Source organism: Thioclava sp. GXIMD4216 (assembly GCF_037949285.1).
GTDB lineage: Bacteria > Pseudomonadota > Alphaproteobacteria > Rhodobacterales > Rhodobacteraceae > Thioclava > Thioclava litoralis.
Genome location: NZ_CP149927.1, coordinates 59,799 through 71,893, shown reverse-complemented (window position 1 = coordinate 71,893; position 12,095 = coordinate 59,799). Strand labels below are relative to the sequence as shown.

Genomic DNA, 12,095 nt, shown 5'->3' with positions numbered 1-12,095 from the left:
AAAATGACGAAAATTCAAACTTGACGATCATTCATTTTTCGATCCTAATCAAGCGCAGGGTTATATTGCGGACTTTGCCGGCACGAGGAGAGCAGGGAAGGTCCGAGGGAGGACATCATGAACAACTCAGCCAAGCCTCAGGGCTTTGATACCGATGTGGCCATTGTTGGCGGCGGGCCTGTCGGCCATCTTCTGGCGATTTTGCTGGGTCAGCGCGGCAAGCGCGTGACGCTGATCGAACGCTGGACCACCTATTACCCGCTGCCGCGGGCGGTGACCTTCGATCACGAGATCGCCCGCATTCTGGCGACACTCGGCATCAATGCCGAAACCGATCCGGCAATCAATTTCCATGACGAGCTGTATTACTGGCGCAATCGCGATGGCGAGGATCTGCAGATCGTTGACTGGCAGAGCAAATCGGCGTCGGGCTGGCGCGTGCGCTACTGGTTCAACCAGCCCTATCTCGAAGAGCGGCTGATGGAGATCGCCAACCAGCTCGAAACGGTCGAGATCATTCGTGGCTGGGAAGCCGCCGAGATGGTGCAAGATGCCGAAAGCGTCACGCTGACGCTGCGCCGCAACCCCGAAGAAGGCGGCCGTCCCGACGAGACCCGCCAGCTGCGCGCGAAATTCGTGGCAGGCACCGACGGGGCCAACAGCTTTGTCCGCGAGACGCTGGGGATCGAAAACGAGGATCGGGGCTATTTCTTCGACTGGCTGATCCTCGATATGATCCCCGATTTCGATTACGTGGCCAGCCGCCCGCACGAGCCCGCCCAGTGGCAGCTCTGCGATCCGGTGCGTCCCACCACGATCGTGCCGGGGGGGCCGGGCCCCGTGGCGGGCGGCCCTGACCGCCGCCGCTGGGAGTATATGGTCCTGCCGGGCGAGGATGCGACCGAGCTGCAAAAACCCGAGAATGCGTGGAAGCTGCTGGAGCCGTGGGGCATCACCCCCGAGAATTCCCAGCTTGAGCGTGCGGCGGTTTACCGTTTTCAGGCGCGGTGGGCGAAGCTGTGGAACAAGGGGCGCTGCCTGATCGGGGGCGATGCCGCCCACCTGATGCCGCCCTTCGCGGGCGAGGGCATGTGTGCGGGGGTCCGTGATGCCTTGGCGATGGCTTGGCGTCTGAACGGTATCCTTGAAGGCAAATATGGCCTTGAGGCACTGGACAGCTATACCACCGAGCGCGTCGAACATGCCAAGCATTACATCAATTTCAGTCAGGAACTGGGGCAGATCATCTGTATCGCGGACGAGGCCGAAGCCGCCAAGCGCGACAAGGAGATGATCGCGGATCTGGCCGCGCGCAACCATACGCCCGTGCCCACCGATATCTGCCATCTGGGTCACGGGGCATGGTGTCAGGACAGCGCGCATTCGGGCGAGCTGTCGGTGCAGGGCGTGGTCGAGGCCAATGGCAAGGTCGATCTGTTCGATCAGGCCGTGGGGCAAGGCTGGGTGCTGATCGGCTATGATACCGATCCGATGGCGGTGCTGAGCGCGGCACAGAAAGCGCAGCTGGCCTCGCTGGAAGGCTTCGGGGTGCAGATGTCGGCACAGGCCGGTCAGGCCAATGTGCTGGACCGCGAAGGCACCTATAAGGCGTGGATGGAAGAGATCGATGCGCGCTATGTGCTGATCCGTCCGGATTTCTATGTGGCTCTGACGGCCAATAGCCCCGAAGCCCTGCGCGAGCGGTTCGACAAGGTGATGCAGTCGCTCAATGTGCCTGCGGTCGAAGCCGCGCTTTCGGCCTGAACCGGCGCCCCCCGATGGCGATATCGGGGGGCATCGCACGGGGTCATATCTTTCAGATATGAAATCATTCAATATTAGGATGCTACGCGGCTGGTCTGTTTGTAGTCTCCTACTCTGGGAAGCCCGGTCCGCCGGATCGGGACAGGGGGGAAAATGTCACTGAATTTTATCTGTAGTCTCAATCCCGCGCGGGTGGTGTTTGCCTGTGGCGCGCTGGATCGGGTGGCCGAGGAGCTGCGTGCTTTGGGATGTGCGCGGGCGCTGGTGCTTTCGACGCCGTTCCAAGAGCAGGATGCACAGGCCTTGGCGCAATCGCTGGGCGCACAGGCCGTTGGTGTCTTTGCGGGGGCGGCCATGCATACGCCCGTAGAGGTGACCGATCAGGCCATGCAGGTCTATGCCGAAACCGGCGCGGATTGCGTGATCGCGCTCGGGGGCGGGTCGACCATCGGTCTGGGCAAGGCCATCGCGTGGCGCAATGATTGCCCACAACTGGTGATCGCGACGACCTATGCGGGGTCGGAAGTGACCCCCGTCCTGGGCCAGACCGAGGAGGGTGTCAAAACCACCCTGCGCGATGCCCGTGTCCTGCCCGAGACGGTGATCTATGATCCCAATCTGACACTGGGACTGCCCGTCGCGATGAGCGTGACTTCGGGACTGAACGCTATGGCCCATGCCATCGAAGGGCTCTATGCGCAAAACAAGAACCCCGTGGCGTCGATGATGGCGGTGGACGGGGTGCGGGCGCTCAAACAGGCTCTGCCCGCCATTGTCCGTCGTCCGGAGGATGCGACCGCGCGCGGCGAGGCGCTTTATGGCGCGTGGCTGTGCGGCACGGTGCTGGGATCTGTCGGGATGGCGCTGCATCACAAGCTTTGTCACACTCTGGGCGGCTCTTTCGGCCTGCCCCATGCCGAGACGCATTCGGTGATGATCCCGCATACCGCAGCCTATAATGCGCAGGCGGCGGCGGAGGATCTCAAGCCGCTTGCCGATATGTTCGGGGGTGATCTGGGCAAGGGTCTTTGGGATTTTGCCAAAGAGTTGGGGGCGCCGATGGCGCTGCGTGATCTGGGGCTGGCCGAGGCCGATCTGGACCGTGCGGCGGATCTGGCCGTGAAAAACCCCTATTGGAACCCGCGCCCCGTCGAGCGGCAGGCGATCCGTGCGCTTTTGCAAGCCGCATGGGAAGGCCACAGGCCCTAAGCGGCCCGCCTTGCGCCCGCCAGTTGCCCGCGCGCGATCCGGCCCCTTTCGGGTCGTGTCGCCTGTGGCGGGACAGGCCTGAGGGACAGGGTCCACAGGCGGGGCTGGCGCATTGTTTTCATACGGATTTGTCAAGCCCGCGCCCGGCCCGTGCCCGCGCTGCCGCGGGGCGGAAACCGGCTCCGGCTTGGCAGGATTCTGACATAAGGAACGTGACTATGACAAAATTTTTCACCGAGGAGGCGTCCGATCAGACGGTCAATGCACGGATGGGCGACACTGTGCCCGCGCGTCTGAAGACGGTCATGGAAGCTTTGGTCCGGCATATGCACGAGTTCGTCAAAGAGGTCGAACTGACGCAGGAAGAATGGGATATCGGGATCGATTTCCTGACCAAGACCGGACAGATCTGCAGCGGCGAACGTCAGGAATTCATCCTGCTGTCGGATGTGCTGGGGGTGTCGATGCTGGTGGATGCCATCAATAACCGCAGGCCCACAGGGGCGACGGAGAACACCGTGTTCGGCCCGTTCCATGTGGCCAATGCGCCGATCCGCGAGATGGGAACCTGTATCAGCCTCGATGGCAAGGGCGATACCTGCCTTTACGAAGGTCGGGTGATCGACCTGCATGGCACGCCGATCGAGGGGGCCTGTGTCGATGTGTGGTCGGACAATGCCGAAGGCTTCTATGATGTGCAGCAGCCCGATCTCCAGCCGAAATGGAACAATCGCGGGCGGTTCATCACCGGCTCGGACGGGGTATACCGTTTCGTCGGGATCAAGCCGGTCAGCTATCCGATCCCCGATGATGGTCCGGTGGGACAGATGCTCGGGCATCTGGGGCGTCACCCCAACCGTCCGGCGCATATGCATTTCATGGTCACCGCACCGGGGCATAAGACCATTGTGACGCATACATTCGTGGGCGATGACGTCTATCTGGGCGATGATGCCGTTTTCGGTGTGAAACAGACGCTGGTCGCCCCGTTTGAACATATCAATGGCGAGACGATGTGGCGTTCCCCCTTCGACTTTGTCATGGTCGCGCAGGCCGAGTAAGCGGAGAAAAACGATGCCCCTGATGTCGATGCAGATCGCACATGATCTCTGGACCGAATGCGGTTCGACCCTCGAAGCGGCGCTGCCCGAAATCCGGCAGATGCTCTGCCGCGAGCTTTCGGTGCCGATGGAGTTTTGCCATCTGACCCTTGTTCCGGTCTATGGGCTGCCCGATCAGGCGCAGGCCTCGGCGGATCTGCGGGTGCTGGAAAAGCCCGAGCGCAGTCTGGAGCAGGTGCGGGCCGCCGCCCTGAAGCTGCAGGATATGCTCAGCGCCGCCGCGCAGGTACGGGTAGCCGTGCGGGTGACGATGATGGACCCCGCGCGGTATTTCGCTTTGCGCTAAAGCGGACCTGTCCGAAAGACAAAGACAGCGCCGCGCAGCCTTCGGGTTGCGCGGCGTTTCCATGTGCGCGGAGCCAGCAGGCCTGCGGGGATTGCATCCGTTGGGGGGGATATCGCGCCGCTTGCGGCCCCGCCCGACGGAGCCGCAAAAACAGTCTGCGCCGCCCCTTGGGCTCTGGGTCGGAAGATGCCCGGCGTGCCGGGTCAGTCGCGCGGCGGCTCTGCGGGACGGGGCTTGAAGGCCGTGCCGCGCAGGGTCAGGGCCACGACCAGTGCCACGCTCATGACAATGCCGCCCATCTCGAACGCTGCGGTGATTGCCTGCCGGAAAGCCTCGTCAATCTCGGGGCGCAATGTGGCGGGCAGGGTATCGACCGCCTCCATGCCGCCATTGATGATGGCCTGCACATCGATATCGCCCCCCAAGGCGCGCAGGTTCGAGGACAGCCCCATTGCCATCACCCCCCCCGACACGGCGACCCCCAGCGTGCCGCCCATCGAGCGCAGGAAGGCCATTGTCGATGTTGCGACGCCCATGCTGTCTTTCGGAACCGAGTTCTGTACGATGGCCGTGGCATTGGGCATGGCGATGCCCATCCCCGTTCCCAAAAGCGCCAGAGCCAGCCAGAATGCGGGATAGGCGGCCCCTGTCATCGCCAGAACGGCAAGCATGCCAAGCCCTGCGGCTTCGAAGGCGATGCCTGCAACCATGAAGATTTTGGGACGTCCGAGATCGGAGGACAGTTTGCCGCCGAAGGTCGAGGTCAGCAGCATCGCGATCACCTGCGGCAGCATCATGGCCCCTGCCTGTGCGGGGTTCAGCCCGAGCACGAGTTGGAAGTAGAGCGGCAGGAAGACCATCGCGCTCATCATCGCAAACCCCATGCAGGACATGGTGAGAATGCCCGTTGCAAAGGCGCTGATACGGAACAGGCGCAGGTTGATGATGGGTTCGGCCGCGCGCAGTTCGGTCCAGAAGAACAGCGTCAGAGCCAGCAGGGCGATCCCCCCGAGGATCAGGCTTGTCATCGATCCCCATGCGAAGAGCGAGCCGCCGAGACTGAACAGCAGCAGCAGCGCCGAGGCGCCGACAATCAGCAGGCCCGCACCGAGATAGTCGATCTTGTGGCTACGGCGCGGCGGCGAGGGCGGCAGGGCCGTCCATAGGAGCGCCAGCGCCAGAATGCCCAATGGCAGGTTGATATAGAAGACCCAACGCCATGAAAGCAGCGTGGTCAGCACCCCGCCCAGCAGTGGTCCCGTCAGGCTGGCAAAGGCGAAGGCCCCCGAGAACAGCCCCTGATAGCGCACCCGCTCGCGGGGACTGACCAGATCGCTGATCACGGTCTGGCTGAGCGTCATCACCCCGCCCGCGCCGATCCCCTGCAGGAAGCGGAAGGCGATCAACTGGCCCATGGATTGCGCTACACCGCAGAGCATCGACATGACCAGAAACACAATCACCGCCCCCAGCAGGAAGACGCGCCGCCCGAACATGTCCGAAAGCTTGCCATAGATCGGCGTCGAGACCGTGTTGGTCAGCATGAAGGCGGTGACGACCCAGCTGAGATGGGCCAGACCGCCCAGATCACTGGCCATGCGCGGCAGGGCGGTGTTGACAATGCTCTGGTCCAGAGCGGCCAGCGCCATTGCCACGATCAGCCCCGAGAAAACGCGGCGCAGATGCGGGGGCAGCCAGCCGGTGGAGATATCATTGGAGGTTTGGGACGTCATGAACTCTTGCAGGCCTTGTAATGCGTGACAGGAAGCTGGCTGGCCGGATTCCGTTAGGGCGGGGGTCCGGAACAGGGCCGGAGGCCGCAACGGTCGGGTGGCTGGGCTGGGTAGGCTCCGGCTTTTAACGCCGGTTCGAACAGCCTGTAAAGTGCATGCGCGGGATTTCTCCTCGCCCGATGGGTGCATGCCTGCACAGCCCATGCAAAAGGCAGGCACCGTGATGCCTGCCTGCTGTCGTCTCAGTGCTTGGCGGTATCGACCCTGGTCACGACCGACATCCCCGCGCGCAACTGGTTGATCGCGCTATTGTCCGGATCGATGCTGACCCGAACGATCAGGCGTTGCACGATTTTGGTGAAATTGCCGGTGGCATTATGGGCGGGCAGGCTGGCATAGCTTGCGCCGCTGGCGGGGGCGATAGAGGCGACATGGCCGGTGAAGGTCGTATCGGGCAGGGCGTCGATCTCGATATTGACCGGCTGTCCAAGCGTCATATGGTCAAGCTGGGTCTCGCGGTAATTGGCGTCGATATACAGATCCTGCGGCGGCGGCACGACGAGGCAGGCCACAGTTTGTGGCCCCACAAGCGCGCCCATCCGCAGGCTTTGCACGCCGATCATCCCCTCGATCGGCGAGCGGATCACGGTGCGGTCCAGATCCAGCTTGGCCTTGTCAAGCGCGGCCTGCGCGCTGGCTTTCGCGGCGCTGGCCTCGTTCTGTTTGGCTTGCAGCACCTGACTTTGCATCTTCGCCTGTGTCAACGCGGCCTGCGAGCGTGCCAGTTCGGCCTGTGCTGTCGTCACATGGGTGCGTGCCGTCTCGCGCGCCTGCTGGCTGGCGGAGCCGTCCTGTGCCAGATTGGCATAGCGGTTGGCATCCGAACGGGCCAGCTCCAGATTGGCCTGCGCGGCGGTGGTCTGGGCGCTGGCTTCCTCGATGGCGGCTTTTTGCTGGGCGATCTGCGCGGTCAATGCGGCCAGAGCCGCATCGGAGGTATCAAGCTGGGCCTGTGCAGCGGCCACGGCAAATTTGTAATCGCGGTCATCAAGCTTTGCGATCACCTGATCTTTATGCACGGTTTCATGCTCTTGCACGGCGATTTCGGTGACGCGGCCGCTCACCTCGGGAGAGAGGGCGACGATATCGGCATTGATATAGGCATCATCGGTGACCTGCCAACGCGACTGGCTGGCGGGACGGTTGAGAATAATCCAGCCTGCGCCGAGAGCGCATAGAATGCAGGCGACAATCAGGATGTTTTTAGAGCGGAACATTGCAACGGACCTAGTTGGAAGAGGCGGCTTCTATGCCGGTTCAGGACGTGACGGGGGCGGAGGCCGCCGGAGGGGGCGCATCGCGGCGCGGGGCGACAGGAGCGGGGGGCGGGCCTTTGCTGAGATCTGGGGCCGGAATATGCTTGAGCAGCAATCCGACAGGGGCCAGCAGGAAGGCGAAACTGCCCAAAACGATCAGCACATCCGCGCTGGACAGGATCAGCGCCTGTTGTGGCACCACGGCGAAAAGATCGCGCGTCGTTTCCTGCATCGGCAAGGTCAGACGACCGATGGAATCCTGCATGTGTTCGGCGTGGAAGGCCTCGCGATATTCGAGGAATTTCTCGATCAGCGCCGAGCCCAGCGTGGTGCCGAAAGCCCGGATGGTGTTCACGGTGCCCGCAATATAGGGCCCCTCCATCGGATGCACCACCGAGGTTGCCAGAAACAGCAGCGAGACGATGAACATCGGCTGCCCCAGACATTGCAGGATCTGCGCCAGAACGAACTGGTCGGCCATCCATGTCGCGGTGATGCGGCTGTTGATCCAGCAGGCGATGCCGATAAAGATCAGCCCCGTACTGAGCACCAGACGCGCATCGATCCATTTCCGATAGAGCAGCAGCGCCACGGCGGGGGCCACCAGCACCTGCGGCACGGCCACGATCAGCGAGAGCGGTGCGACCTGCAGGGCCTTGAACCCGTGCAGCGCGCCCAGAGCGGTTGCCGGAATGAGGCTGGCCGAGAGCATCAGCACCAGCACGCAGAGCAGAAGCGAGAAGCCCAGCCACAGGTTTCGCCGCGCCAGAAGCTGCGGTTTGATAAAAGGCGCGCTATGGCGCCACTCGGTCACAAGATAGGCGAGGATCAACAGCACGCTGGCGCATAGGCTCCAGGTGATGAAGGGGGTTTCGAACCATTCCAGACGGTTGCCTTGGGTCAGGGCGACAACCAGCAGGCCGAGGCCCGGAATGCCCAGGCTCATGCCCAGCCAGTTGCCCTGCCGGAAGCGGGGCCAGATGATCGGGTCATTGGGCAGGCCCCAGTGAACCAGTGCCGCAGCGCAGATCCCCGCAGGGATGATCTGCCAGTAAAGCCATTGCCAGAGCGGCGCCTCGCCCTGCCAGAAGGCGGTAAAGCTGACCGCAATATTGGGGGCGACGGTTGCGGTCATCGAATACAGGGCCAGACCGTGTAACCGGATATTGGCGGGCATGAATTTGAGAGCCGCCATCATCAGCACCGGCACCAGACAGCCCGCGGCCATGCCTTGCACGAAACGCAGGCCGATGAACAGTTGCAGGTTCAGGGTGAAGGGCAGCAGGATGGCGATGAAACAGCAGATCGCCAGCGCGATCTGGTGAAAGCGCCGCAATCCCAATGTGATGGCGAACCATCCGGCAAAGGGCATGACCAGCAGCTCTCCGGCGGTGTAGCTGGTTTCGATCCATGAGGCCGCATCCGATGCCGCGCCGACCTGCGCCGAGATATCGGTCAGGGCCAAGGCCCCCACACGGTTATTGACGCCCGACATCAGGGCTCCCAGCAAGATCCCCGCCAGCGCCGCGGCGGTGCGGCGGGTGAAGGGCGGCGGGCCGCCCGGACCTTTCGGCGGGCCGCCTGCCGGTGCCTGCCCCCCCGGTCCGGCCATTGCCGGTGCGCCGGTCATTTATCCGCTCCCGTTTTGGCCCCGCTTCGGGCGGGCTGCTGGCCCTTTGTCTGGGCCTGCGCGCTGGCAAGCGGCGGGTGTTGGCGGTAATCTCCGCCAATGGCACGGAACAGGTTGACGGCGGCGATACTGGCCGATGCCTGTCCTTCGGTCAGGGCGCGGCGGCTGGTCAGAACATCGCGTTGCGCCACGAGCTGCGGCAGATATTCGGTCAGACCTTCCTCGTAATTGCGTTCGGCGCTATGCAATTCGGCCTGATAATAAGTGACGGACTGGCGCAGATAGGACAGGCGCTGGCGTTCTTTCCGCTCGCTGGTCATCGCATTGGCGATTTCTTCCCATGCGCGGATCAGCGTTTCCTGATAGGCGCTGGCCGCCGCTCTTTCGCGCGAGCGCGAGAGTTCGTAATTGGCCACGATCTTGCCGCCCGAGAAGATCGGCAGGCTGACGGTCGGGCCGATGCCGAAATAGCGCGCGTTCCACGCATCGAAATCGGACAGGTCGAAGGCCTGTTTGCCGGCCCGCGCGCTGATCGAGAAGCTCGGATAGAAATCGGCTTTTGCAGCCTGCCGTTGCGAGATGGCCGCATGCAGATTGGCGTCTGCCGCATGCACATCGGGGCGTTTCAACGCCAGATCGGAGGGCAGCCCGCTGGGCGGGGTGTGGGTCAGCGTCGGGATCCTGCCCCCCTTGCCAAGCAGCGTATCCAGCGCGTGGGGGGGCTGGCCCAACAGCGCCGCGAGACTGTTCATAAGCTGGGTGGATTTGGCTTCGGCGCGTGGAAGCAGGGCCTGCACATCGGCAAGCTGGGCGCGTGACGAGGCGATATCCTTATCGCTGGAAATCCCGTTATCGACCCGCGCACGGGCGATGCGGACGGCGTGGTTGGCCACATCCAGCGTTTCACGGATCGTCACGACATCCTGCTGGGCGGCGCGCAGCTGGATATAGGTCGAGGCCACCTCTGCGGTGAGCGCAAGCATCGCGCCACGCATCTCGTCTTCTGCGGACAGGGCCTGCATCCGTGCCGATTGCTTGGTGTTACGTGCCCGCCCGAAGAGGTCCGCCTCCCAACTGGTCTGCACGCCCAGATCCCAGACATCGGCTGTCTGCGGGCTGGCCCCTGCGGCGACATCGGCCCCATAGGCACTGAATGCACCGCGCTGCACGGAGCCCTCTGCCGACAGGCTGGGCAGCAGGCTGGCATTGGCGATCTTGACCGACTGGCGGCTCTGCACGATGCGTTCAACCGCCTGCTGCAGGGTCAGGTTGTTTTGGAGCGCGCGCTGTTCAAGCTGGTCCAGTGTCGGGTCCTTGAAGCCCTGCCACCAAGGGCTGCCTGTGGTCGCTTCGGCTAGAAAGGCGGCACGGATGGCCAGATCGGGTGTCGGGTCGGTCTTCGAGGGCAGTGCGGCACATCCGGCCAGACCGAGGCTGAGCGCAAGCAGCAAGGAAGGGCGGTAGGGGCCGTAAGTTTTCAACCCCGCAAACAGGGAGGGTCTCCCGGAAGTGGCAAAATCAGCAGGCATGGCGCTCGTTCTCAATGGCAAAGGACATCCCGATATGGCAAGGCGAATCCTGACCATACCGCTCGGTTCGATTTTGAACCGTACCGAGCGGTACTATCTTTCGTTTCCCAAATTGTCGAGTATGCTTGTTCGGGATTTTTTCGACGAGGTCCGCCAAATGGCAGAAATGACGCATGCAGAGCAAAAGCCCGAAATGCCGGAAAAGGCCCGTGTGGTTCTGGCCGCCGCGCGCGAGGTCTTTCTGACGCATGGTTTCGCGGCGGCGACGACCGATATGATCCAGCAACGGGCAGGGGTCTCGAAATCGACGGTCTATTCCTATTTTCCGGGGAAAGAGGCGCTGTTCGAGGCGGTGTTGCAGACCGAATGTTCGGCACATATGTCTCGGCTCGAGGGGCTGCCGAGCGAACGCGACGATCTGCGCATGTCCCTGCATCGGGTCTCGGTGGCCTATCTCGACCTTATCCTTGCGCCGTCCTCCTTGGCGCTGCATCGTGCAGCAGTGGCAGAAACCGTTCGATTTCCAGAGATTAGCCGGATCTTCTTCCAGTCTGGCCCGCTGACCTTCCAGACCCTGATCGAAGCCCTCCTGACCCGCGCGACCGAACGCGGAGAGCTTGCCCTGAGCGCTGACAAGGTGGCCCGTCTGGCGCCGCTTTATGCCGGTATGTTGCGGGGTGATTGGCAGGTGCGGCTGTTGACGCAATCTCCCCCCGAAACGCCCAGCCATGAGGCGCTGGTGGCATGGGTGGATTTCGTTCTTGATACGCTGTTTCGTGGAATTGCGCCGCAGGTGTCCTAGACCTGTGATGCGCCCCACGCTGCGGGGTGCCTTGATGGAGGTGGGTGCAAATTTGCACAGAGGCGGTGCAAGATTTCCTTATATTCTGGGCGGCGCGGTTTCTTGACACTCACCCGTTCCCGACCAAATAACTGCCTAGGCAGGGAAACTGTCTGTCAGCCGTTTGAAAGGAGCCACCGTGCCGCATCTGACCGATCACGATTACGACCCGCTGGATAATTTCGGGCGCTTGCTGATTGATGCGGCCTCGCTTTTGTCACGGGCGGTCGACAAGCGGGCCAGAAGCCTCGGGATCAGCGGTCCGCAACTTGTTGTCCTGATCCGCATTGGCGGGGGCGCCAATCGCACCGCCGCCGAACTGTGTCGCGGGCTGGATTATGACAGCGGGGCCATGACGCGGATGCTTGATCGTCTGATCAAGCTCGGTCTGGTGCAAAAGGCCCCGGATCCGAAAGACGGGCGGATGATCATCCTGTCGCTCACCGAAAAAGGGGCGGCGCTGTATCCTGCGCTCAAGCCGGTCGCCATCGATGTGATCAACCAGCATTTGCAGGGCTTCGGTTCTGAGGAGGTGCAGCAATTCGGTGCGATGCTCCGGCGTCTCATCGAGAATGCGGACCCGTTAGTGGGGCGGTCCGAAACCGGTGCGGACGCATCTGCAAAAAAGGATAATATCGGAACGACATGATCTCTCTTTTCCGGATT

At 62.7% G+C, this 12,095-nt stretch carries 10 protein-coding genes; 6 read left to right on the top strand and 4 right to left on the bottom strand.

Annotated elements, in window-relative coordinates:
- The first annotated feature begins 117 nt into the window (after positions 1-117).
- The 4 genes from WDB88_RS13745 to WDB88_RS13730 all read left to right on the top strand — a co-directional run bounded on the left by WDB88_RS13745 (position 118) and on the right by WDB88_RS13730 (position 4,380).
- Positions 118-1,764, top strand: coding sequence for a bifunctional 3-(3-hydroxy-phenyl)propionate/3-hydroxycinnamic acid hydroxylase (locus tag WDB88_RS13745; RefSeq protein ID WP_330646914.1), 1,647 nt, complete (start codon positions 118-120; stop codon positions 1,762-1,764).
- Between the two features lie 153 nt (positions 1,765-1,917).
- Entirely contained in the window at positions 1,918-2,973 is a 1,056-nt protein-coding gene (locus WDB88_RS13740; protein ID WP_330646915.1) for a maleylacetate reductase, read from the top strand.
- A gap of 218 nt (positions 2,974-3,191) precedes the next feature.
- Positions 3,192-4,034 carry a dioxygenase gene (locus WDB88_RS13735; RefSeq protein ID WP_330646916.1) on the top strand — a complete coding sequence of 281 codons (843 nt, stop codon included), beginning with the start codon at positions 3,192-3,194 and terminating at the stop codon, positions 4,032-4,034.
- A gap of 13 nt (positions 4,035-4,047) precedes the next feature.
- Positions 4,048-4,380 (top strand): hypothetical protein, encoded by a 333-nt coding sequence (locus WDB88_RS13730; protein ID WP_330646917.1) that lies wholly within the window; start codon positions 4,048-4,050, stop codon positions 4,378-4,380.
- Between the two features lie 203 nt (positions 4,381-4,583).
- Here the strand turns inward: WDB88_RS13730 and WDB88_RS13725 are convergent, their stop codons facing one another.
- From WDB88_RS13725 to WDB88_RS13710, 4 genes are all read right to left on the bottom strand, one after another.
- Positions 4,584-6,113, bottom strand: a complete 1,530-nt coding sequence (locus tag WDB88_RS13725) for an MDR family MFS transporter (protein ID WP_339109722.1) — start codon at positions 6,111-6,113, stop codon at positions 4,584-4,586.
- A gap of 242 nt (positions 6,114-6,355) precedes the next feature.
- Entirely contained in the window at positions 6,356-7,390 is a 1,035-nt protein-coding gene (locus tag WDB88_RS13720; RefSeq protein WP_339109721.1) for an HlyD family secretion protein, read from the bottom strand.
- A 40-nt stretch (positions 7,391-7,430) separates the two neighbouring features.
- Entirely contained in the window at positions 7,431-9,059 is a 1,629-nt protein-coding gene (locus WDB88_RS13715) for an MFS transporter (protein ID WP_330646921.1), read from the bottom strand.
- Entirely contained in the window at positions 9,056-10,588 is a 1,533-nt protein-coding gene (locus WDB88_RS13710) for an efflux transporter outer membrane subunit (RefSeq protein WP_339109720.1), read from the bottom strand. Before WDB88_RS13710 ends, WDB88_RS13715 begins: the two co-directional genes overlap by 4 nt.
- Positions 10,589-10,745: 157 nt before the next feature.
- Between WDB88_RS13710 and WDB88_RS13705 the strand changes: the two genes are divergently transcribed.
- The gene (locus WDB88_RS13705) at positions 10,746-11,390 is read left to right on the top strand and encodes a TetR/AcrR family transcriptional regulator (protein ID WP_339109719.1); all 645 of its coding nucleotides are present in this window, start codon (positions 10,746-10,748) and stop codon (positions 11,388-11,390) included.
- 178 nt (positions 11,391-11,568) lie between these two features.
- Entirely contained in the window at positions 11,569-12,078 is a 510-nt protein-coding gene (locus tag WDB88_RS13700; RefSeq protein ID WP_339109718.1) for a MarR family transcriptional regulator, read from the top strand.
- The last annotated feature ends 17 nt before the right edge of the window (positions 12,079-12,095 follow it).